This window comes from Staphylococcus sp. 11511212 (assembly GCF_011394755.1).
Classification (GTDB): Bacteria; Bacillota; Bacilli; order Staphylococcales; family Staphylococcaceae; genus Staphylococcus; species Staphylococcus chromogenes.
Genome location: NZ_JAANBQ010000003.1, coordinates 973,758 through 997,647, shown reverse-complemented (window position 1 = coordinate 997,647; position 23,890 = coordinate 973,758). Strand labels below are relative to the sequence as shown.

The 23,890-nt window shown below is 36.6% G+C and carries 24 protein-coding genes; 20 read left to right on the top strand and 4 right to left on the bottom strand.

The genetic code is table 11. The features are described 5' to 3' along the window. The first annotated feature begins 8 nt into the window (after window positions 1-8). The 16 genes from prfB to whiA all read left to right on the top strand — a co-directional run bounded on the left by prfB (window position 9) and on the right by whiA (window position 16,416). Window positions 9-1,113, top strand: a protein-coding gene (gene prfB, locus G8Y84_RS06290; RefSeq protein WP_103158921.1) for a peptide chain release factor 2 whose coding sequence is annotated in 2 segments (ribosomal slippage) — window positions 9-80 and window positions 82-1,113 — 1,104 coding nt in all. Because the reading frame shifts where the segments join, the coding sequence is not laid out codon by codon here. 86 nt (window positions 1,114-1,199) lie between these two features. After that, the gene (locus tag G8Y84_RS06285) at window positions 1,200-1,529 is read left to right on the top strand and encodes a LysM peptidoglycan-binding domain-containing protein (RefSeq protein ID WP_165806194.1); all 330 of its coding nucleotides are present in this window, start codon (window positions 1,200-1,202) and stop codon (window positions 1,527-1,529) included. After that, window positions 1,502-2,062 carry a CHAP domain-containing protein gene (locus G8Y84_RS06280; protein ID WP_165806193.1) on the top strand — a complete coding sequence of 187 codons (561 nt, stop codon included), beginning with the start codon at window positions 1,502-1,504 and terminating at the stop codon, window positions 2,060-2,062. Before G8Y84_RS06285 ends, G8Y84_RS06280 begins: the two co-directional genes overlap by 28 nt. 128 nt (window positions 2,063-2,190) lie before the next feature. Beyond that, complete coding sequence (locus G8Y84_RS06275; RefSeq protein WP_037572489.1) at window positions 2,191-2,832, top strand: YfbR-like 5'-deoxynucleotidase; 642 nt, start codon at window positions 2,191-2,193, stop codon at window positions 2,830-2,832. Window positions 2,833-2,837: 5 nt separating this feature from the next. Beyond that, complete coding sequence (locus tag G8Y84_RS06270) at window positions 2,838-3,074, top strand: CsbA family protein (RefSeq protein ID WP_037572486.1); 237 nt, start codon at window positions 2,838-2,840, stop codon at window positions 3,072-3,074. Window positions 3,075-3,228: 154 nt separating this feature from the next. Beyond that, entirely contained in the window at window positions 3,229-5,211 is a 1,983-nt protein-coding gene (uvrB, locus tag G8Y84_RS06265; RefSeq protein WP_037572484.1) for an excinuclease ABC subunit UvrB, read from the top strand. A gap of 5 nt (window positions 5,212-5,216) precedes the next feature. Next, window positions 5,217-8,060, top strand: coding sequence for an excinuclease ABC subunit UvrA (uvrA, locus tag G8Y84_RS06260; RefSeq protein ID WP_037572481.1), 2,844 nt, complete (start codon window positions 5,217-5,219; stop codon window positions 8,058-8,060). A gap of 3 nt (window positions 8,061-8,063) precedes the next feature. Further along, entirely contained in the window at window positions 8,064-8,447 is a 384-nt protein-coding gene (locus G8Y84_RS06255) for a hypothetical protein (RefSeq protein ID WP_037572478.1), read from the top strand. Window positions 8,448-8,620: 173 nt separating this feature from the next. Beyond that, window positions 8,621-9,556, top strand: coding sequence for an HPr(Ser) kinase/phosphatase (gene hprK / locus G8Y84_RS06250; protein ID WP_165806192.1), 936 nt, complete (start codon window positions 8,621-8,623; stop codon window positions 9,554-9,556). A gap of 2 nt (window positions 9,557-9,558) precedes the next feature. Further along, a complete protein-coding gene (gene lgt, locus G8Y84_RS06245) occupies window positions 9,559-10,410 on the top strand; it encodes a prolipoprotein diacylglyceryl transferase (protein ID WP_105996697.1) in 852 nt (283 codons plus the stop codon). Continuing rightward, complete coding sequence (locus G8Y84_RS06240; protein WP_105996698.1) at window positions 10,394-10,879, top strand: acyltransferase; 486 nt, start codon at window positions 10,394-10,396, stop codon at window positions 10,877-10,879. The genes lgt and G8Y84_RS06240 overlap by 17 nt, the downstream gene beginning before the upstream one ends. A 16-nt stretch (window positions 10,880-10,895) precedes the next feature. Beyond that, entirely contained in the window at window positions 10,896-12,332 is a 1,437-nt protein-coding gene (locus tag G8Y84_RS06235; protein ID WP_105996699.1) for a tetratricopeptide repeat protein, read from the top strand. A gap of 63 nt (window positions 12,333-12,395) precedes the next feature. Further along, on the top strand, window positions 12,396-13,340 hold the full coding sequence (trxB, locus tag G8Y84_RS06230) for a thioredoxin-disulfide reductase (RefSeq protein ID WP_037572468.1): 945 nt from the start codon (window positions 12,396-12,398) through the stop codon (window positions 13,338-13,340). 163 nt (window positions 13,341-13,503) lie between these two features. After that, window positions 13,504-14,427, top strand: a complete 924-nt coding sequence (gene rapZ, locus G8Y84_RS06225; RefSeq protein WP_037572466.1) for an RNase adapter RapZ — start codon at window positions 13,504-13,506, stop codon at window positions 14,425-14,427. Next, window positions 14,414-15,412 (top strand): gluconeogenesis factor YvcK family protein, encoded by a 999-nt coding sequence (locus G8Y84_RS06220; protein WP_165806191.1) that lies wholly within the window; start codon window positions 14,414-14,416, stop codon window positions 15,410-15,412. Before rapZ ends, G8Y84_RS06220 begins: the two co-directional genes overlap by 14 nt. A 59-nt stretch (window positions 15,413-15,471) precedes the next feature. Continuing rightward, the gene (whiA, locus tag G8Y84_RS06215; RefSeq protein ID WP_037572462.1) at window positions 15,472-16,416 is read left to right on the top strand and encodes a DNA-binding protein WhiA; all 945 of its coding nucleotides are present in this window, start codon (window positions 15,472-15,474) and stop codon (window positions 16,414-16,416) included. Window positions 16,417-16,454: 38 nt separating this feature from the next. On the opposite strand, the gene clpP is transcribed toward whiA, so the two are convergent. Beyond that, window positions 16,455-17,036, bottom strand: coding sequence for an ATP-dependent Clp endopeptidase proteolytic subunit ClpP (gene clpP, locus G8Y84_RS06210; protein ID WP_037572459.1), 582 nt, complete (start codon window positions 17,034-17,036; stop codon window positions 16,455-16,457). Window positions 17,037-17,594: 558 nt separating this feature from the next. Here clpP and G8Y84_RS06205 point away from each other — a divergent pair. Both G8Y84_RS06205 and G8Y84_RS06200 read left to right on the top strand, forming a co-directional pair. After that, window positions 17,595-18,356, top strand: coding sequence for a peptidoglycan recognition protein family protein (locus G8Y84_RS06205; protein ID WP_037572456.1), 762 nt, complete (start codon window positions 17,595-17,597; stop codon window positions 18,354-18,356). A gap of 263 nt (window positions 18,357-18,619) precedes the next feature. Then, window positions 18,620-18,820: a cold shock domain-containing protein gene (locus G8Y84_RS06200; RefSeq protein ID WP_037572454.1), complete on the top strand. Its 201-nt coding sequence runs from the start codon at window positions 18,620-18,622 to the stop codon at window positions 18,818-18,820. Window positions 18,821-18,876: 56 nt separating this feature from the next. Here G8Y84_RS06200 and G8Y84_RS06195 read toward each other — a convergent pair whose 3' ends face one another. Then, the gene (locus G8Y84_RS06195; protein ID WP_037572452.1) at window positions 18,877-19,080 is read right to left on the bottom strand and encodes a TM2 domain-containing protein; all 204 of its coding nucleotides are present in this window, start codon (window positions 19,078-19,080) and stop codon (window positions 18,877-18,879) included. 172 nt (window positions 19,081-19,252) lie between these two features. On the opposite strand from G8Y84_RS06195, the gene G8Y84_RS06190 reads away from it, so the two are divergent. Next, window positions 19,253-20,035, top strand: a complete 783-nt coding sequence (locus G8Y84_RS06190) for a VOC family protein (protein ID WP_037572449.1) — start codon at window positions 19,253-19,255, stop codon at window positions 20,033-20,035. Between the two features lie 167 nt (window positions 20,036-20,202). Here G8Y84_RS06190 and G8Y84_RS06185 read toward each other — a convergent pair whose 3' ends face one another. Beyond that, window positions 20,203-21,708, bottom strand: a complete 1,506-nt coding sequence (locus tag G8Y84_RS06185; protein ID WP_103158929.1) for a M4 family metallopeptidase — start codon at window positions 21,706-21,708, stop codon at window positions 20,203-20,205. Between the two features lie 202 nt (window positions 21,709-21,910). Between G8Y84_RS06185 and G8Y84_RS06180 the strand changes: the two genes are divergently transcribed. Further along, a complete protein-coding gene (locus tag G8Y84_RS06180) occupies window positions 21,911-22,351 on the top strand; it encodes a GNAT family N-acetyltransferase (RefSeq protein WP_051604937.1) in 441 nt (146 codons plus the stop codon). Window positions 22,352-22,495: 144 nt separating this feature from the next. Here G8Y84_RS06180 and G8Y84_RS06175 read toward each other — a convergent pair whose 3' ends face one another. Next, window positions 22,496-23,398 (bottom strand): TIGR01777 family oxidoreductase, encoded by a 903-nt coding sequence (locus G8Y84_RS06175; protein WP_037572444.1) that lies wholly within the window; start codon window positions 23,396-23,398, stop codon window positions 22,496-22,498. Window positions 23,399-23,890: the final 492 nt, after the last annotated feature.

Below are 23,890 nucleotides of genomic sequence, written 5' to 3'. Positions count from 1 at the left end.
GTGCCGTAATGGAACTATCAGAGATAAAACGTCATATTGAAAACTTCGAGACTAAACTTGATCAGCTTAGGGGGTCTCTTTGACTTAGAAAAAAAAGAGACCGATATTCAAGAGTATGAAGAAATGATGGCTGAAACCACATTTTGGGACGATCAAGCACGTGCGCAAGAGATTATTGATCAAAATAATGCGCTGAAGTCAGTTGTCAATACGTATCATGAAATAAATCATGATATTGAAGATATGATGGCAACTTATGAATTATTACAAGAAGAATATGATGAAGAAATGAAGAATGAATTAGAAGCGACTGTGGCTGACTATGATAAGAAAATAGATCGTTTTGAATTACAGTTGTTGCTTGACGGTGAACATGATGCCAATAACGCCATCATGGAACTTCATCCGGGTGCGGGTGGTACAGAGTCACAAGATTGGACGAATATGCTGCTACGTATGTACCAACGCTTTTGTGAACAACAAGGTTTTAAAGTTGAAATTGCGGATTATCAAGCAGGGGATGAAGCAGGCGTTAAAAGTGTGACAATGATCGTTAAAGGGCACAATGCATATGGTTATTTAAAAGCTGAAAAAGGTGTTCATCGTTTAGTGCGTATTTCACCTTTTGATTCATCAGGTCGACGCCATACTTCATTTGCTTCATGTGACGTCATTCCAGAGTTTAATAATGAAAAAATTGAAGTCGAAATTAATCCTGATGATATTACAGTAGATACATTCCGTGCTTCTGGTGCAGGTGGACAACACATCAATAAAACGGAATCTGCCATTCGTATCACTCACCATCCGACAGGTATTGTCGTGAACAACCAAAATGAACGTTCACAAATTAAAAACCGAGAAGCCGCAATGAAAATGTTAAAAGCTAAGCTGTATCAATTAGAAATTGAACAAAAAGAGCGTGAACTTGCTGAAATACGTGGAGAACAGAAAGAGATAGGCTGGGGAAGTCAAATTCGTTCCTATGTTTTCCATCCTTACTCAATGGTTAAAGACCATCGAACGAATGAAGAGACCGGAAATGTGAATGCAGTAATGGACGGTGACATCGGCGCCTTCATTGATGCTTATTTACGCAGTCAATTAAAATAAAAAGTAGCTATTGAAACTTGGAGTGTAGATATTGATTTCTTTACTCCAAGTTTTTTGAATTAAAAAAGGATTAGGAGTTTGACTTTATGAAGGGTTTCATCGTCACTGTCATGACATTATTAGTGCCTACACAAGAGGTGGCACTACCTCAACAGATGACAATTTCTGAAATTGCACAAGCGACAGGGGTCTCAACTAAAGAGATAGAAAAATTAAACCCTAAAATCTCAAAAGAAAAAATTCACTTTGATACTATACGTTTTCCAAATAAACATGTGCACAGGGTACAACCCGATGAACAACTTTCGCATATATTAAAACGTTATCATTTGACTGAGAAGGAATTTCAAAATTATAATCCCCATTTTCATTCACTCCAGACGAATCAATGGCTGCGCTTTCACCGAAAGGGTTAGCGATTCTATTTGAACCTCAACTGACTAAAAATCCTCAAATTGAGCAACGCCCATTACACACTCTACAACAATCTCAAAAATATGCCCGCAAGCAAAGGGCACGACGAGTATTACAAAAGAAAATCACCCACAAGCATGCTAAAAAAGATAAGTTAATACGACCAGTTTTGCCGTTCGTTCCAAACAAAGTCATATCTCTTCCAAAACATAACGTGCCGATTAATCTTTATACACAAGGCCAATGTACATTTTATGCATTTCAGAGACGCTTGGAATTAAATTCACCTATTTCTAACCTTTGGGGAGATGCAAAATATTGGGGTGATCAGGCACGCTATCAAGGTTTTGTCGTTAATAACACACCTCAACTTGGAGCGATTCTTGTTACCAAAGAAGGCGTGTATGGACACGTGGCCATTGTAGAAAAAATCTTACCCACGCATATTATTGTTTCAGAGATGAATTGGATAGCGCCATATGTGGTCAATCAAAGAATCATTCACGATTTCAATCAGTACGATTATATTCATTAAATGTGAATATTTATATTCAATTTATATATATAGTGATAGAATCGTTCATTTTGTGTTATATTATCATCAAACTAGAAAATACTTTCAGAAAACGGAACAAGCTCAACGACGTGATAGGGGGTCTGGTAATGGGTGTACATCAATATTTTAAAAGACTATCTGATTTAGAAAAATTAATTCGTTTGCCAGGTAAATTCAAATATTTTGAACATAACGTGGCTGCGCATTCTTTTAAAGTAACGAAAATTGCGCAGTATTTAGGAACGGTGGAAGAATATCACGGTAAAGAAGTCGATTGGAAAAGTTTGTATGAGAAGGCGTTGAATCACGACTTTGCTGAAATATTTACAGGGGATATTAAAACACCCGTAAAATATGCGAGTGGCGAATTAAAAAAATTGTTTTCACAAGTTGAAGAAGAGATGGTAGATACTTTTATTACCGAGGAAATACCAGAAAAATATAGAGACATCTATCGCCAAAGACTTCAAGAGGGTAAAGATGATTCGTTAGAAGGGCAAATATTAGCAGTGGCTGATAAGATTGATCTTCTTTATGAAACGTTTGGTGAAATTCAAAAACGTAATCCAGAACCTTTATTTTTTGAAATTTATGAGATGAGTTTAGAAACGATTATGCAGTTTGATCATCTATATTCTGTTCAAGATTTTATTGAAAATATCATTCCCGAAATGCTCACTGAAAAATTTATTCCACGTTCAGAGTTGCGTGAAACAACGATGCAAATATTAAACAATAAGAAAGCGTGATTCCATTGATTTGGTATATGCTAGCAGCCTTTTTTCCGTGTGTTCTTGTCGTTATTTTTAGTGCAATTACACGCAGTAAATGGGTGGGAACTTTCATCACGCTTGTCTTGATTGGCGCCTCTGTCTACAAAGGTTTTTTTCATAATGAATGGATTATTTTTTTAGATGTCGTTTCGCTATTAGCAGGTTATATTATTGTTGATCAATTGCATATTCATAAACATCACGATACTGAAGGATAAGATACCCCTCATATGGATATCTTATCCTTCTTTTAGATGTTTGTTATAGTGGAAAGTGAAAAAAGAGAGTTGAAATTGCCGAACAGATGTTTGGAATAAACTGAAAAAATTTGTTAAAATATGTTTAATATTGCTGTGAAAGGGGCGAACATAGATGGAGCACCATGATTTTAAGATTGCTTCAGAATTTGATCCACAAGGGGACCAACCTAAGGCGATTGCTGAACTTGCCAAAGGTATCAATGAAGGTAAACGCCATCAAACCTTACTCGGTGCCACTGGAACGGGTAAAACTTTTACGATGAGTAATGTCATCAAAGAAGTTGGGAAACCGACCTTAATCATTGCCCATAATAAAACGTTAGCAGGACAGCTTTATAGCGAGTTTAAAGAATTCTTCCCTGAAAATAGAGTCGAATATTTTGTCAGCTATTATGACTACTATCAACCAGAAGCTTATGTACCCTCCACAGACACTTTTATTGAAAAGGATGCCTCTATTAATGATGAGATTGACCAACTACGGCACTCAGCGACAAGTGCGTTGTTCGAAAGAGATGACGTAATCATCATCGCAAGTGTTAGTTGTATCTATGGTTTAGGGAACCCGGATGAATATAAAGATTTAGTTGTGAGTATACGCGTCGGTATGGAAATGGACCGCAGCGAATTGCTAAGAAAATTAGTTGATGTTCAATATACACGAAATGACATTGACTTTAAACGGGGAACATTCCGCGTTAGAGGAGATGTCGTTGAAATTTTCCCGGCCTCTAAAGACGAGCTATGTATTCGTGTTGAATTTTTTGGTGATGAAATTGACCGTGTGAGTGAAATCAATTATTTAACTGGAGAAGTTTTACGTGAGCGTGAACATTTTGCTTTATTCCCAGCATCTCACTTCGTCACACGCGATGAAAAGATGAAATTAGCCATTGAACGTATTGAAAAGGAATTAGCAACACAACTTGAAAAACTTCGCAGTGAAAATAAACTTTTAGAGGCTCAGCGCTTAGAACAGCGTACAAATTATGATTTAGAAATGATGCGAGAAATGGGATTTTGTTCAGGCATCGAAAACTATTCCGTTCATTTAACGTTACGCCCATTAGGATCTACCCCTTATACACTCTTAGACTATTTCGGTGAGGACTGGCTCATCATGATAGACGAATCCCATGTGACCTTACCTCAGATTCGGGGAATGTATAATGGAGACCAAGCCCGAAAAAACGTTTTAGTTGAACACGGCTTTCGTTTGCCAAGCGCCTTAGACAACCGTCCATTAAAATTTGAAGAGTTTGAAGAAAAAGCGAAACAATTGGTGTATGTTTCCGCAACGCCGGGTCCTTATGAATTAGAACATACAGATGAAATGGTTGAACAAATTATTCGACCGACAGGACTTTTAGACCCTAAAATTGAAGTGCGTCCTACTAAAAATCAAATTGACGATTTATTATCCGAAATCCATGAACGTGTCGAACGTAATGAACGTGTCCTCATCACTACATTAACGAAAAAGATGAGTGAAGATTTAACGACATATCTTAAAGAAGCGGGCGTCAAAGTCAATTATTTACACTCTGAAATTAAAACATTAGAGCGTATTGAAATTATTCGTGATTTACGTATGGGAACGTTTGATGTTTTAATCGGAATTAACTTACTAAGAGAAGGTATTGATATTCCAGAAGTTTCTCTGGTGGTCATCTTGGATGCAGACAAAGAAGGATTTTTACGTTCAGAGCGTTCGTTAATTCAAACGATTGGACGTGCAGCACGTAATGACAAAGGTGAAGTGATTATGTATGCTGATAAAATGACAGATTCTATGCAATATGCGATTGATGAAACAGAACGTCGACGTAACATCCAAATGGCATATAATGAGGAGCATGGCATTACACCTAAAACGATTAACAAAAAAATACATGATGTGATAAGTGCTACTGTTGAAACAGATGAAACCAATGCTGATAACCGTAAAGAAGTACCGAAGAAACTCACGAAGAAAGAAAGACAAAAAACGATTCAAAATATAGAAAAAGAAATGAAAGAAGCAGCCAAAGCGTTAGATTTTGAAAAAGCGACCGAATTGAGAGATTTATTATTTGAATTAAAAGCAGAAGGGTGATTGGAATGAAAGAGCCGTCAATCGTTGTAAAAGGGGCTAGAGCCCATAACTTAAAAAATGTAGATATTGAATTGCCTAAACATAAATTAATTGTCATGACAGGCTTGTCAGGTTCTGGTAAATCATCACTTGCTTTTGACACCATTTATGCAGAGGGGCAACGCCGCTACGTGGAATCTTTAAGTGCCTATGCGAGACAGTTTCTAGGGCAAATGGACAAACCCGATGTCGATACGATAGAAGGTTTGTCACCTGCCATTTCGATTGATCAAAAAACGACGAGTAAAAACCCACGATCAACTGTCGCGACTGTCACAGAAATTTATGACTATATCAGATTACTCTATGCACGTATTGGGAAACCTTATTGTCCGAACCATGGGATTGAAATTGAGTCCCAAACTGTACAACAAATGACCGATCGTATTCTTCAACTTGAAGAACGCACTAAAATTCAATTGTTAGCGCCCGTCGTCAATCATCGAAAAGGTTCACATGAAAAACTTTTAAACGATATTAGTAAAAAAGGGTATGTGCGTGTCCGCGTTGACGGTGAAATTATGGATATTACTGCGGTTCCCGAACTAGATAAAAATAAAAATCATACCATTGAAATTGTTGTGGACCGTCTTGTAGTTAAACCTGGCATTGAATCACGATTAGCTGATTCAATAGAAACCGTTTTAGAACTTGCAGATGGGCGGTTATTTGTGGATGTCATCGATGGGGAACCGCTAGAATTCTCAGAAAAACATGCTTGTCCAATTTGTGGATTTTCAATTGGGGAATTGGAACCACGGATGTTTAGTTTTAACAGTCCATTTGGCGCATGCCCAACTTGTGATGGACTCGGACAAAAGTTAACCGTAGATTTAGATTTAGTCGTGCCAGATAAAGATAAAACGTTGAATGAAGGTGCTATTTTACCCTGGGAACCTACAAGTTCGGATTATTACCCAACCCTTTTAAAACGTGTGTGTGAAGTTTATAAAATTAATATGGATAAACCCTATAAAAAACTGACTGAGCGACAAAAAAACATTATTTTATACGGCTCAGGAGAAAAAGAAATTACCTTCACCTTCAAATCTAAATTCGGCCAATCACGGACAAGAACAATGGTTTTCGAAGGTGTGGTTCCGAATATTGAACGACGCTACCATGATTCACCGTCTGAATATGTGAGAGAAATGATGCAAAAATACATGGCAGAACAAGTATGTGAAACCTGCCACGGTCATCGGTTGAGTAGAGAAGCGCTATCTGTTTATGTAGGGGATAAAAATATTGGTCAAGTCGTAGAACAATCTATATCAAATGCCTTAGATTACTATCAAAATATTGAACTTTCGAATCAAGATCAACAAATTGCCAATTTAATACTCAAAGAAATTATAGCCCGCTTGGATTTCCTTAATAATGTGGGGTTAGGCTATTTGACGTTGAACCGTGCTTCAGGAACCTTATCAGGTGGAGAGGCACAACGTATCCGTTTGGCCACACAAATTGGCTCTCGATTATCAGGTGTTTTATATGTTTTAGACGAGCCGTCCATTGGTTTACATCAAAGAGATAACGATAGATTGATAGCGACTTTAAAAGATATGCGTGATTTAGGTAATACGCTCATTGTTGTGGAACACGATGAAGATACAATGATGGAAGCGGATTACTTAGTAGATATCGGGCCTGGTGCTGGAGATCACGGAGGGCATGTTGTCGCGAATGGAACGCCTAAACAAGTCATGCGAAATAAGAAATCACTTACAGGTCAATATTTAAGCGGCAAAAAATTTATTCCTGTTCCTGAAGTCCGTCGTGAAACAACGGATCGTAAAATAGAAATTCTTGGCGCACGGAGTAATAACTTAAAAAATGTTGATGTGGCATTTCCTCTATCTGTCATGAATGTCGTGACAGGGGTTTCCGGCTCTGGAAAAAGTTCGCTCGTTAACGAAGTACTTTTCAAGTCGTTGGCTAAAAAAATTAACAAATCTAAAGTGAGACCAGGAGAACATGATGCCATTAAAGGCATCGATGAAATCGATAAAATTATCGATATTGATCAATCTCCTATAGGTAGAACACCGCGGTCTAATCCAGCCACATATACAGGTGTTTTTGACGATATTCGTGACGTTTTTGCCTCTACAAATGAAGCTAAAGTACGAGGCTATCAAAAAGGGCGCTTCAGTTTTAATGTTAAAGGCGGACGCTGTGAAGCCTGTAAAGGAGACGGCATTATAAAGATTGAAATGCACTTTTTACCAGATGTTTATGTGCCTTGTGAAGTCTGTGGTGGAAAACGATATAATCGTGAGACATTAGAGGTGACGTATAAAGGGAAAAGTATTGCTGACGTCTTAGCCATGACCGTAGAAGATGCAACGATATTTTTTGAAAATATACCTAAAATCAAACGAAAATTGCAAACACTCGTAGATGTCGGATTAGGCTATATTACTTTAGGTCAGCCTGCAACGACACTATCAGGTGGAGAAGCACAACGTGTGAAATTGGCTTCTGAATTGCATAAACGTTCGACGGGTCGCTCTATTTATATTTTAGATGAACCTACCACAGGTCTTCACGTAGATGATATCAGTCGTTTGCTTAAAGTTTTAAATAAAATTGTGGATAATGGTGACACAGTCGTAATTATTGAACACAATTTAGATGTCATTAAAACCGCAGACTATTTAATTGATTTAGGTCCTGAAGGCGGAGATGGTGGCGGAACGATTATTGCAACAGGAACACCAGAAGACATTGCGGCTAATGAAGCTTCATACACCGGGAAATATTTGAAACAAGTTTTAGCACGTGATAAAGCACGTATGGAGGATTAATTTATGAAAGAAGCACAACTTAAAGTATTAGAACTATTAGAAGCGCATAAAATATCAGTAGATTCAGCAGCGCTTTTATTAGATGCCATGAGCCCAGCGCAACATACGAATAAGTCTCATGAGGCGACTTCAAAAGAGGAACATAAGCATCAAAAGGAAAGTTCACAGTCCAAAGAGGCACAATCGTCAACGTATGCTGAAACCGCATCTTCCGTTGAGGATTTTGTAAATACAGCATTAAAACAAGTTTCTTCGACTTTGCGTAAGTCCAGCGAGAAAAGTTCATCCCAAAACGGTGGTAATAAAACAAATCCGATAGAAACGTTCAGTCAGATCGAAAAATCATTGCGCGATGTCAGTGAAAAGTTAAATAAATATAATAAATAGTACAAAATTACAGGGTGAGTGTGAACAATAAGTCATAAAGATTTATTTTTAACGCTCACCCTGTTCATGTATAATGGAATGACAAACTAAGGAAAAAATAAGCATGTTCATTTAGTGATTCATGTATACTATAATTATTCAAAATAGCGCAGAGTGCGCATTGAGGTGAATGTATGTTAACGAGTAAAGATTTGGCGGAAAGATTTCAATTAGATGTGATTGCTGGAGCACATGGCTTAAATAGACCGATACATAATACTGACATTTCAAGACCAGGTTTAGAAATGGCGGGGTATTTTTCTCATTATGCCTCAAACCGTATCCAGTTACTCGGAACGACTGAGCTTTCTTTTTATAATTTATTGCCTGAAGACGAACGCGAAGGGCGCATGAGAAAATTATGCAGACCAGAAACACCTGCGATTATCATTACAAGAGGACTTGAAGCGCCAGAGGAACTCATTCAAGCTGCTAATGAAACAGATACGCCATTGATGTATATTGATGAAGCCACGACGCGTGTAATGGGTAGATTTACGACGTTTTTAGAGCACGAACTTGCCAATTCAACCTCACTTCATGGCGTATTAGTCGATGTCTATGGAGTAGGTGTGTTAATCACAGGTGATTCTGGCATTGGTAAAAGTGAAACGGCACTTGAACTTGTCAAACGAGGTCACCGTTTAGTGGCTGATGATAATGTTGAAATTAAAGAAATTCATAAAAATCAACTGATAGGAAAGCCTCCTAAAATTATTGAACATCTATTAGAAATTAGAGGACTTGGCATTATCAATGTGATGACGCTTTTTGGCGCGGGGTCTATCCTAACGCAGAAACGTATCCGTCTGAATATCAACCTAGAAACATGGCGTCAAGATAAATTGTATGACCGTGTAGGATTAAGTGAAGAAACTTTAAAAATTTTAGATACTGAAATTACGAAAAAAACGATTCCAGTTCGACCTGGACGAAACGTGGCAGTGATTATAGAAGTTGCTGCAATGAATTATCGCTTAAATATTATGGGCATCAATACAGCAGAAGAATTCAATGAGCGATTGAATGCTGAAATTCTAAAAAACAGCCAACATAAAGGAGATGCTTAAACGTGTTTAGTTATATTGACCCCGTAGCATTTTCATTTGGTCCTATTCAGGTGAGATGGTATGGGATTATCATTGCCACCGCTATTCTGATTGGGTATGTCATCGCCCAAAAAAGCGCACAAAAAATAGGGTTTAAAGAAGAAGACCTGATAAATACAATCTTAATTTGTGTGGTAGTTGCGATATTAACCGCTAGACTGTATTTTGTACTCTTCAACTTAGACTATTATGCGATGCATCCTATTGAAATTCCTATGATTTGGCTAGGAGGTATCGCCATTCATGGGGGGCTTATAGGCGCTTTCTTAATGGGCATTTATTATTGCCATAGACAAAATTGGAATCCTTTTCAACTCGGTGACATAGTGGCGCCAAGTATTATACTGGCACAAGCGATAGGGCGATGGGGAAATTTTATGAACCATGAAGCTCACGGTGGACCTGTATCACGTGCATTTTTAGAAAACTTGCATTTACCAAACTTTATTATCGACAATATGTTTATTCATGGTAAATACTATCATCCGACGTTTTTATATGAATCCATATGGAATATTATCGGATTTGTGATCTTGATTTTATTACGAAAAAATTTACGTATCGGGGAAACCTTCTTCTTATATTTAATTTGGTATTCTATAGGTCGTTTCTTTGTTGAGGGCTTACGTACCGATAGTTTAATGTTAACGGAGACAATCCGCATTGCCCAATTGGTGTCCGTCATACTTATTATCATGGGAATTATTATGATTTTATGGAGACGCTTTAAAGTAAAACCGCCCAAATATAAAGAAGTCAATGTATTACCTTGGCCAAATCGACGAAAGGAAATCAAACATGGCAAGAAACGTTAAAGTTGTTGCTTCGAAAGGAAAACATAATCCGCTTTGGCATTTGTATCGGTACATTTCTTTTTTTAAACTGTTTAAAAATACCATCATTATTGAAGTTTTAAGATATTTTCCATTTATTCGACTAAAACCTGTGTTGTATCGTCGTTTATTAAACATGGAGATTGGCGCTTATACTGCCTTAGCTTATAAAGTTGTGCCGGATTTACTCTATCCAGAAAAAATTAAAATTGGTGAAAATGTGACCATTGGTTATCAAACGACAATTTTGACGCATGAATTTTTACCAAATGAACTTCGAGTAGGAAACGTAATTATTGGGAACGATACATTAATTGGGGCTAATGTGACGATTTTACCCGGTGTCGTGATAGGTGACCGTGTCCAAGTTGGGGCGCATACCGTCGTTTCTAAAGATATTCCAAACGATACCAAAGCGATGGGAAATCCTATGCAATTCAAACCGTTGTGAAAGGGAGGTGACAGGGATGGCGCAGCGACCAAAAATCATACAATTAAGTGATGATGTAGCATTATATCAACGATTAGCTGATCAAAAATTGCGACAACAAGATTATAAGAAAGCGCAAAAATATCTCGACAAAGTGTTAGCATTGTCACCTGATAATTTTGAAGCCACGCAACAACTCGCAACGTGTTATGTACAATTGAGACAACCTAAAAAAGCGGAAGCCTTGTATTATGAGGCAGTGAGTCGAGGACAAGAACTAGAAACATGTTTTTATGAACTTAGTCAGATAAATATAGATTTGAACGAGGCCAATAAAGCTTATTTATTTGGGCTCCGCTATGCGTATTTATCAGAAGATGAAGACTATCGTGACAAACTTGAAACTATGTTTGAAGTCACTTATATGGGAGAAGCACAACTTGAACTTGAAAGTGAGTTGTTTGTGACGCAAGTAATTTTTCAATATCTTTTTGGTCAAGGGCGTTTGCTAGAGGCACGTGAGTTTATCTTGGCGCAAAAAGATGCGATACAAAAAAACAAAGTGATAAGAAATCTTCTCGCGATGTGTTATCTCTATCTCAATGAAAATCAACTTGCGAAAGAAATGTTTGAATCTCTTCTTGAAGAGGACCCTTCAGATGTGCATGCCTTATGTCATTACACATTGCTACTTTACAACATGAACGACTACAAGAAATATGAACACTATGTCAAAGTCTTGAATAAAATTGTCCCCATGAATGATGAGCAAACGTTTAAATTAGGGATTGTATTGAGCTATTTAAAACAATATGAGGCCTCTCAGCAACTGTTGTTACCTCTTCATCGGAAAGGGAGTTTCCAAACGTTTCAATTGTTTCATGCGTTAGCTTTCAATTATTATTACCTAGGAAATAAAGAACAAAGCGAGCATTTTTGGGAATTACTAGAAAATTTCTCGAAGGCTAATCGAGGCATTCCCCCATGGGTGATGGACTCAAGTGAACACCATTTCAAACGGTATGTTGAGCCCTTATTAACGAGTGATGACACGCATGAAAGAATTTATGGCTTATTTTTATTACATCAACTGAATGGAAAGGAAGTTTTACTCACAAATGATGTTTGGGCCATTTTGGAAAGGTTAGGTGATTATGAAAAATTATACCTTTCCTATCTTGTACAAGATTTAAAATTGCACAAACTTGATTTTATCCATAGAGGCATGACAGTGTTATATGATTGCGCTAAAACAAAAGACGAATCTGCATTGTTTTTAAGTTGGATTAATTATGCAGAATCCTTATTAGAAGCTAAAGTAGACACCGAAAATGTCAATCCGTACATTGGAGCGGTGACTTATTTGTATTTTAATATGACAAACACTACAATATTAAAATCTCAACTTTCCACATTATTCGACATCACTGAAGAAATGTTGGATAAAGCACTACAGCAACTATTGAGCATTTAGCTTCAATTTAAGAAGTGAATTGGTGTAAAATGCGTATGATAAAGAAAAGAGGAGGGTTCATCCATGTCAGAACAAAAAAGATATGATGTTGCAATCATCGGTGCAGGGCCTGCAGGTATGACAGCATCAGTTTATGCCTCACGTGCGAATTTAGATACGGTTATGATTGAACGCGGAATGCCAGGGGGACAAATGGCAAATACAGAAGAAGTTGAAAATTTTCCTGGTTTTGAAATGATTTCCGGACCTGATTTATCTTCAAAAATGTTTGAGCACGCAAAAAAATTCGGTGCAGAATATCAGTATGGTGATATTAAAGGGATTGAAGATAAAGGTGATTACAAAGTCATTGATTTAGGTTCAAGTCAGGTAGAAGCTACAGCCGTGATTATCGCAACAGGCGCTGAGTATAAAAAAATAGGTGTTCCAGGTGAGTCAGAACTTGGAGGAAGAGGCGTAAGTTACTGTGCTGTTTGTGACGGAGCTTTCTTTAAAAATAAAAATGTTTATGTTATTGGTGGCGGCGATTCGGCCGTTGAAGAAGGGACATTCTTAACGAAATTTGCAGATAAGGTCACTATTGTGCACCGCCGTGATAAATTACGGGCCCAAAAAATCCTACAAGATCGTGCATTTAAAAATGAAAAAATCGACTTTATTTGGAACCATACTTTAAAATCTGTAAATGAAGAAAATGGAAAAGTCGGCTCTTTAACATTAGTTTCTACAGTAGATGGGTCTGAACAAACTGTTGAAGCAGATGGTTTGTTTGTTTATATTGGTATGAAACCTTTAACGCAACCTTTCGAAAATTTAGGGATTACAAATGATGCCGGTTATATCGTTGCCAACCCAGATATGAGTACAGCTGTAAAAGGTATTTATGTTGCTGGAGACGTAAGAGAAAAAGGATTGCGTCAAATTGTTACTGCGACGAGCGATGGTAGTATCGCTGCACAAAGTGTACAAGAGTATATCGAAACATTAAAAGACACTGCTGAAGCATAGAAAGTATGTCACTACGTCATCTTTACGGATGCGATAGAGAGTGAATCAGTCCATCAAATGAACACAATTTGATTACTGGTTCACTCTTTTTTTACATAGCCACTACTACTAGAGTTGGATTTCATGTACACTTAAATAGAATATGATTGGATGGTGGGTAAGTATGCAACAAGAAGAAAAAAATGAAATCGTCAAAAGTGAATTGTTAGTCATTACAGGTTTATCAGGGGCGGGTAAATCTGTGGTGATTCAGAGTTTAGAGGATTTAGGTTATTTTTGTGTAGACAATCTTCCTCCAATACTCCTTCCTAAATTTATTGAACTCATGGAGCAAGGCAATCCGACCCTTCAAAAAGTGGCCATTGGAATAGATTTAAGAGGCCGTGAATTTTTTAAATATCTCGTTCAAGAACTTGATGATGTCCTCAGTCGTAAAAATGTCATTACGGATGTGCTATTTGTGGACGCGACGACAGAAAAGTTAATTTCACGATATAAAGAAACGCGACGTAGACACCCTTTACAAGACCAAAATAATCTGACATTGGTTGAAGCGATTAGTGAGGAACGTAACTTGCTCTCTGATATTAGGAGTATGGCAAACTATACCGTGGATACGACACATCTGTCTCCGAAAGAGTTACGGACACGCGTTTATGAGTATTTCAACAAATCAAATCATTCCACGTTCACCATCAGTGTACAAAGTTTTGGATTTAAACATGGCATACAAATTGATGCGGATCTTGTATTTGATGTGCGCTTTTTACCTAATCCCTACTATGTAAAAGCACTACGTCCTCAAACAGGGATGGATGAAGATGTTTACAATTATGTCATGAAATGGAAAGAAACCAATACATTTTATGAAAAATTATTGGATTTACTGTTATTTATGATTCCAGGGTATAAAAAAGAAGGAAAGTCACAACTTGTGATTGCGTTTGGATGTACGGGGGGACAACACCGTTCTGTTGCATTAGCACAACGTCTATCAGAGGATCTAAAACAACACTTTGACTATGATATCCATGTGCATCATCGAGATGCGCATCTTGAAAGTGGCGATAAGCATGAAAAAAATTAAACTCGTATTGATTGGTGGGGGTACAGGATTATCTGTACTTGCGAGAGGATTAAAAAAATTTCCAATCGATATTACTTGTATTGTAACAGTGGCAGATGATGGGGGGAGCACAGGGAAAATCCGTCATGAGATGGATATTCCAGCCCCCGGTGACGTACGCAACGTCCTTGCTGCTTTGAGTGATGTTGAACCGACATTAGAACAATTATTTCAATATCGCTTTGAAGAAGATAAAATTAGTGGGCATTCTCTTGGAAACTTGCTTATTGCAGCGATGACTAATATTACAGATGATTTTGGTCATGCTGTGAAAGAGCTCAGTAGAATCCTCAATATTAAAGGACAAGTCATTCCTTCCACTATTTCAAGCGTTGCTCTTAATGCTGAAATGGAAGACGGGGAAATTGTGGTAGGGGAATCTAATATTCCGAGTAAACATAAAAAAATCAGTCGTGTGTTTCTTGAACCTGCGGATGTTGAACCGATGGATGAAGCGGTAGAGGCATTATTAGAAGCAGATTTAATTGTCATGGGGCCAGGTTCTTTATATACGAGTGTTATTTCTAATTTATGTGTCAAAGGGATTGCGAAAGCGATTGTGGAGAGTAAAGCTAAAAAATTATATGTTTCTAACATTATGACTCAACCGGGAGAGACAGATGGCTATTCCGTCAACGATCATGTGGAAGCGATACACCAACAATTAGGGAAAAATGTGATTGATTTCGTCATAGCTAATGAAATCACTTTTTCAAATGAAATTATAGAGAAATATAAAGAAAAAGGGGCTCAACCGGTTTATTATGATGCGGATGAATTGGAAAAAAATGGGATTAAATTGGTGACAGGCGAAGATTTAGCACAAGTTTCAGAAAATTATCACGTTCGCCACTGTAATGAGGTTCTCGCCGATATGATTTATGATATTGCGCTTGAAGAAATTAGTACGATTCAATTTAATCCTGACCAAATTAAACGTTATTAAATGTGGACACCTTAACACATAGGATTAAATTAGGATAATAGAGAAAGGAATCGAGGAACATGAGCTTTGCATCCGAAATGAAAAATGAATTAACACGAATAGAAACAGATGCTAAAAGTGCAAAAGCAGAGCTCAGTGCATTGATTCGAATGAATGGAGCTTTGAATTTTTCTAATCAACAGTTTGTCATTAATATTCAAACTGAAAATGCGACGACAGCACGTCGTATCTATTCATTAATCAAACTTGTCTTTCATGTCGAAGTTGAAATTTTAGTGCGTAAAAAAATGAAATTGAAGAAAAATAACATATATATATGTCGCATTAAAATGAAAACGAAAGAAATATTAGATGAACTGGGGATTCTTAAAGAAGGTATGTTCAGTCATGACATTGATGAAACCATGGTGAAAGACGATGAAATGAAGCGGAGTTATTTGCGTGGCGCTTTTTTAGCAGGAGGGTCTGTTAATAATCCAGAAACCTCCTCATATCACTTAGAAATATTTTCTTTATATGAAGGACATTCTGAAGGGTTAACGGCATTAATGAATCAATATGAGCTCAATGCGAAAAAGTTAGAGCGTAAAAAGGGCTGGATTACGTATATTAAAGAGGCAGAGCGTATTGCAGAATTTTTAAGTTTAATCGGGGGTTATCAAGCGTTATTGAAATTTGAAGATGTGCGCATTGTCCGTGATATGCGAAATTCAGTTAACCGCCTTGTAAATTGTGAAACAGCTAACTTAAACAAAACGGTCAGTGCTGCTATGAAGCAAGTTGAAAGTATTCAACTCATCGATCAAGAAATTGGTCTAGATAATTTACCGGACAGATTAAGAGAAGTGGCTAAATTAAGAATAGAACATCAAGACGTTTCTCTTAAAGAACTAGGTGAAATGGTCAGTACAGGCACTATTTCGAAATCGGGCATTAACCATCGTTTACGCAAGTTGAATGAAATGGCAGACAAAATTCGTAACGGAGAGCCGTTTGACATATAAAAAAGCGAGCTCTCATTTGAAAGCTCGCTCACTCTAAATTATTCAGGTTGCATAACTTCGTCAATTAAGCCGTATTCTTTCGCTTCATCGGCTGTTAAGAAGTTGTCACGGTCTGTATCTTTTTCGATTTTTTCGATAGGTTGACCTGTGCGTTCTGATAAAATTTTATTTAATTTCGCACGTGTTTTTAAAATGTGGTTCGCTGCAATTTCGATTTCAGTGGCTTGACCTTGTGCGCCGCCAAGAGGTTGGTGAATCATGACTTCTGCATTAGGTAAGGCATAGCGTTTACCTTTGGCACCAGCAGCAAGTAAGAATGATCCCATAGAGGCTGCCATACCGATACAAATTGTTTGTACATCTGGTTTAATATGTTGAATTGTATCATAAATCGCAAAGCCTGCTGTGACGCTACCACCTGGTGAATTAATGTAGAGATAAATATCTTTTTCTGCATCTTGTGCCTGTAAAAACAAAAGTTGTGATACAATTGAATTTGCAACGTTGTCATCAATTGCTGAACCTAACATAATAATACGGTCTTTTAATAAACGTGAATAAATATCGTATGCGCGTTCACCGCGGTTTGTTGTTTCGATAACTGTAGGAATTAAATTCATAACTCTTTCCTCCTATTAATAACTTTGAACTTATTTTAACTTAAAAGTCAAAAATGGTCAAAAATAAAGCTTATTGTATGAGTTATCTCGATTTTAAGCTTTTTGAAAAAGATTTACCAATTTAATACTCACATTATCCCCTCGTAGTGTAATGGATAACACTTAAGATTCCGGTTCTTACAATAGAGGTTCGATTCCTCTCGAGGGGGCTACATCACCCAATTTAAATACTTAGAAATAAGCTTAAACGCTATTGTCATTAGAAACATAATGATGATAGCGATTTTTAATTTTTTTAAAACCCTCTCAAATTAAACTGAAAGGTCACATTTTGGGTCACAAATAATGTAAGTCTCGGTCGCGCTTCTTTATTATGAAATTTGAGGGAAAGAAAGTGATGAATTCAACGGGTCTTAGATAGGAGAGAATAACAATATTAAGAAGTATTTCAAACTTTCTATGTCGTTTATGTAAATGTCATTGACATAAAATAACTAAATAGTAATATAGTTATTGTAATAATAATTAATATTATATAAATAGAAAGGAGCGCTGTCTATGTCGAAAATATGTCGCTTTTTTTCGGTTATGGTCACGCTGTTATTAATGTTAATGATTGGTTCGCCATGGGTTCATGCACAAATGAAGACACCTGACACTTCTTCTCTCAATTCTTCAATTACACAAGCTTCATCCTCACAACAACCACACCCTTTCCCCTTTCCGCCTGTTATTTATCCAAATGTCAATAAATATTTAATTGAAAACCATATTCCACCTGCCCACACTGTTAAAGATAGACGAATGAACACATTACCGAAACTGTCCTATAAAGAGGGGACTTATAAAGGGATTATCATTCATGAAGTGGGTGAAGATAATCGTACTTTACCACAGTGGGTAGACCGTATGTATGCGACTTATGATAAGGCTTTTGTTCATGCTTTTGTGGATGCCAATGAAATACACCTTACAGCCCCAGAACAATTTTATGTGTGGGGAGCTGGTAAAAAAGCCAATCCGTATTTTTATCAAATTGAATTAGTGCGCACTTATACTTTTAAAGATTTTGCACAATCTGTAAATAATCAAGCGTGGCTAGCTGCGTATATGCTAAAAAAGAACGGACTAAAGCCTACACTTGCAGATGATCATCATGGACAAGGAACAATTATAAGTCATAATGCTGTGAGAGAATATTGGGGTGGAACCACACATGTTGATCCAATAAGTTATTATGCTCAATGGGGGTATGATATGCATCAATTTTTGGATTTGGTTCGTTACCATTATCAAAATTTACCCTCAGATAAATCTTGATGACTATTAAATTACAAATTAAAGAAGTTAAAAAATTCTAAGGAAAATCAGTAGTGACGGGCTATTTACAAATATTAATCGTTCTTTTATAAAATATTTTCAACTTTTCCTTTACTTTTATAGAAAAGGAGCGTATAGTTAACTTTATCGTAATAAAAGATCGTGAAATTGATTGAAGTTTATTATTTAGAATATACTCCTTTTAATGAATGAATTTTTTTTTACAAATAAAACGTGCTAAAAGCACAACGGAGGTATTCTATATGTATAATGGTACAGTAAAATGGTTTAACGCAGAAAAAGGTTTTGGATTTATCGAAAGACAAGATGGCGACGATGTATTCGTACATTTCTCAGCTATCGTGGGTGATGGATACAAATCATTAGAAGAAGGTCAAAACGTTGACTTCGAAATCGTTAACGGTGACCGTGGCGAACAAGCTGCAAACGTTGTTAAAATGTAATGATATATTTTAATTAATAAAAACGTGTCGATAGAACATCGGCACGTTTTTTTGCTTTACACACGGACGCGACCGTATTCATCAGAAGGGATGAGTGAGACGCGTAGGGCGCTAATAATTGCGATAATATGTGGAATAGCCGTCCAACAAAAAGCAATGTGTAATAAAGCTTGTATAGGTTTACCGGCATAAAACTTATGAATCCCAAATGATCCTAAAAACAGTGCTAATAACACATAAGCGAGTTTGTTAACTTGCATCGTAAAGCCTCCTTTATAAATCATTTTATCTATACAATTTTAATATAAAACATAATACTTTTTATTGCTATTATGGTGCTTAAATTGTGAGCAAAACGGACTTAAAAATAGCTATTTTTAAACAGTTATTGATATATTAATTATACTTAAAACGAATAAAGGAGGTTTCGAAATGGATTTTCATACTGAGGACATCATCCATGTGAACCAAATAACCATTAATGTCAGAGATTTAAGTCAACAACTGCATTTTTATCATACGATTTTAGGGATGCCGATTAAAAAGCAAACTGCTAAGCAAGCGGTTTTATCTGTAGGTACAAAGGGTCATGAAGTTGTTTTGAAACAACTAGAAAATGGGCGTACAGCACATGCTCAAGAGGCAGGTTTATTCCATATTGCGTTTTTATTAGATTCTGTTGAACAATTAGGTGCTTTTATCAAACATATTGCAACACATCGTATTCCTATTGGAGGTGGCGACCATCTAGTGAGTGAAGCCATTTATTTCAATGATGCTGAAGGAAATGGAATTGAGGTTTATGTAGATAGAGATAAGAGTGAATGGGAATGGAAAGAGAACTTAGTCAAAATGGATACGCTCGCATTAAATGTGGATGAAATTTTGGAAAAAGCGCAAAATTCAACATGGGAAGGGATGCAAAATCATGCGCAAATTGGACATTTGCATCTCAAAACAAATGATTTAGAAGAAGGACGCACATTTTATAATGAATTAGGTTTTAATGTAGTTTCAACATTACCTCAAGCACTCTTTTTATCTGATCAACATTATCATCACCATTTAGCAATTAATATGTGGCAATCTAATCAAAAAAGGGTAGATGCTGAAAAAACTTATGGATTAAGTACATTTAATCTTGCTATTCCAAATGTAGAGGAAAATCAGCTTGAAACGCCCGAAGGTTTACGACTTACGATTAATAAGAAATAGACCTTGATATTAAAAGAATAGCGTAGTGCATTCTTTTAATCATAATATAAACAAAAAAGGGGATAAGACATGGAAATTTATTTCATGCTTATCCCCTTTAGTATGAAGGAGTATTAGGATTTATGAATAAGTGTATATATTTATTTTAATCGTAAAAATGATGTCGCTTAGAGTCCCACTTCATTCCAAGCTTCAGTGACTTTTTGTTTAGCGCTTGCGCCGTATAAATCTTCAGCTGATTGTTCTAATGCGCGTTTAGCATCTACAAATTGAGATGTAGATGTTAAGTATTGTGAAAGGGCGCGGTAATAGATTTTTTCAGCTTTTTCTTTCCCTAATTTTTCAGTTGTTAAGTATGCAGCTTTATTTGGAATACCTGAGTTAATGTGTACGCCACCGTTGTCATAACCTACACGTTTATAGTCTCTCATATGAGCAGGTTGGCCAAATTTTTCAGGTTCGCTAAAGCTACGGAATGCTTTATTTGGACTTGGGTGAATGTAAGCATCTTCACCTAATAATGTATCTTCTGGATCAATGAAGTAAGCGAAAACATCTGAGAAGCTTTCGTTTAATGCCCCTGGTTGATCTTGATAGACTAAACCAGCAGTTTCTTGTGTTACACCGTGCGTGATTTCGTGAGCGATAATGTCATCTGCTGCTGCAAGACTGTGCATTTCACGACCATCACCATCACCGTAAATCATTTTATCGCCTAGCCATGCTGCATTTGTACTGTTATCTTCACCATGGAAAGTGTTAACATGTGTAATCGATTGAATAGGACTTCCTTTGTCATCGTAAGAGTCTCTGTTATGCACATTTTTGTAATAATCGTAAACTTTACCTGCATAATAATTGGCATCTACCCCTGCTTTTTGATCATTGGCGTCGAATGTACGTGTTCTACTTGTGATAAGATTGGCAGTGTCACGATATTGGTTATAACTATAGGCAGATAAAACACCGTTACGCGTTAAATCTTCTAATGTGTAGCCACCTTGTGTAGAATTGATGTTGATTTGCTTGCGGTCATTACGTACCCCCACACCTGTACCTTTTTCCGCAGCGTGTTGAATTAAGTCTTGCTTATCAACAACATTTCCTGTTTTTGCATCAATTTGAACTTTCCAATGTGTTGGTTTAGGATCAATAGTTGTTAATTCAACTTCGTAAACATATTTGTTTTCATCACCATTAATGATGACCTTGTTAGATTTTACAACTTGATCTTTACCATTTTTAGCTTCATTACGTGTCATTTTTACAGCTTTAAACGCATTGTTTAATGCGTCCTCTTTGCTTAGCGCAACGTCATTTTTAGGTTTTACTTCAGGTGCTTTGAACTCACCATTCACCATTACGACTTTACCTTGAGGATTTACGTGTACTTTCACTTCGCGGTCAGTTGCAATATGATTTTTCACTTTCGGGTAAAGCGTATAGTGCGTGTAACCCATGTCGTCCTTTTGTTCTTTTTCGATGCTGTAATACTTGTTGTAATTTTTAATGCCTTTGTCCGGTGCTATTTGCTTAAGCGCTTTCATCACATCCGATTTAGAATGGACAGTGATTTGATCTGTAGGTGCTACAGACTCAGCCCCAGCATTTGGTGTGTAGACGGTACCTAAAAGAGATAAAGATAATGCACAAATTCCAAGTTTTTGATACATAAAAAAACCTCCTAATTAAAAGATAAATTTATTATATCATAAGTTATGGAATGAATAACAAACATATTTTAAGATAAAAAATTGCTTAACACAGTATGGTTTGCCATTATACAATTAGTCTAAATGGCATGAGACGTTATGATAGCGCTTAATTTATTATTTGTTCATAATTATTTGAAAATTTACAAAAGGAGGATAATAGATGATTAGAGAGTCTAAAACTCAAGATTTAAAAGCTATAACAGAAATTTACAATGATGCAATTCTTAATACGACGGCTGTTTACACTTATCTTGAAACAACAGTAGAAGAACGGACACAATGGATGATGAAAAAACAAAATGAAGGTTGGCCCTTATGGGTTTATGAAATTGAGGGTAACATCGCAGGATTTGCCACTTATGGCGCTTTTAGAGACTGGCCAGCTTACCAATATACGATTGAACACTCTATCTATGTGAGTACACAGTACCGTCGAAAAGGGGTGGCTTCAAAATTGTTAATGCATCTTATAGAGGATGCAAAGAAAAAAGGCTATCAAACAATTGTTGCAGGTATTGATGCCTCAAATAAGAGGAGTATTCTTTTACATGAGCGCCACGGATTTGTTGCTGCAGGTGTTCTCCGTCAAGTCGGATATTAATTTGATCGATGGTTAGACTTAGCATTTTATCAATTGCAGCTCAAATAAGAGAGAGCATTAGTTTTTAACTCTGCTCCCTCTCACGTAAGCTATATAAGTCACACATAATACGAGTATTTAAAATGATGAATGGGATTAAAATCTTTATGAATGGTAAATATTTTCCAGTGCGTCTTTAAGATTTGGATATTGAAAATGGAAGCCCATTGATTGTAAACGCTCAGGTATCATATATTGGGTATCTAAAATGAGTGTTGACATTTCTCCTAAAATCAAACGTAAAACAAAAGAAGGAACACGTGTATAATGCGGGCGATGTAACACTTTGCCAAGCGTAGTTCCAAAATCGTTTTGTGTTTCAGGTAAGGGCGCACTCAAATTATAAACGCCTTTTGCTTCGGGGTGTTGAATTAAAAATAGGATACTTTGCACTAAGTCTTCAAGGTGAATCCAGGAATACCATTGTTTTCCATGACCAATTTTGCCACCTACAAAGTAGCGATAAGGAAGAGACATCATAGGTAAAGCGCCACCTTGATCAGACAATATGAGTCCGAAACGCCCCTTGATGACACGTGTTCCTAGTTTTGCAAAATGATCTGCTTGTCTTTCCCATTGATAAACAATCTCGGATAAGAAATCGTGAGGAAGTGTTTTGAATTGTTCCGTATACGCTTGCGTAAGTGAAGGGGGATAGTATCCCATTGCACTCGCATTAAATAACACAGATGGTTGTTGTGCGCGTGAGTTAAACAAGTGATATAAGGCATGTGTCGATTGAATTCGGCTTTGCATCATTTGTTGTTTATGTGAATCTGTCCAATAATGATTCAATGTTGCTCCGGCAAGGTTAATGACCACATCAATATCTGGAACTTGATTTTCCCAATGCTTTTTCTGCCAATTTATAAAAGTAACACCTTTCGTTTCTGAAGTTTTATCAGAACGTGTTAATATGAAAATCTTGTTTTCCTTATACGCGAGTAGTTTTTCTACGAGTTGACTGCCAACTAGACCAGTGCCGCCAGTGATTAAAAAGTGAGTCATCGAACGCCTCCGTTTCTCTTTGTTCAAAATTGGTTCAAAAAACTGTCAAGATTTTATCAAAAAAACATCTCTAAAGTATGTTTATTTTTTCACAAAGTGAGTTATAATAAAAGTGCCTTCGAAAATAGATTTATTAACCCATCTCTTAGTTAGCGTATACCCCATAATATACGACGAAGGTTTAACTCCCTTTAGTTGAGATAAGACCAGAATGATGTAGCATTCTGGTCTTATCTTTTTTTATTAAACAATTGTGCAATGACTTTCATGACAACAACACGAATAATCATTCTGAAAATTGACTTTAGCATGAGACCCTCCTAAAGCTTTATATGCTTTATGTAATTCCTCCATTTATAAAGGTTTAAACCCCATGTGGAAATAATTTGAATCTTTTTTACGTTTGAATTTAAAGTAGGGCTAGAATGTAATCGGATATTTTTATTTTTGAGAATCGTCTTGTTATAATGAGACATACTGAACAACATTTAA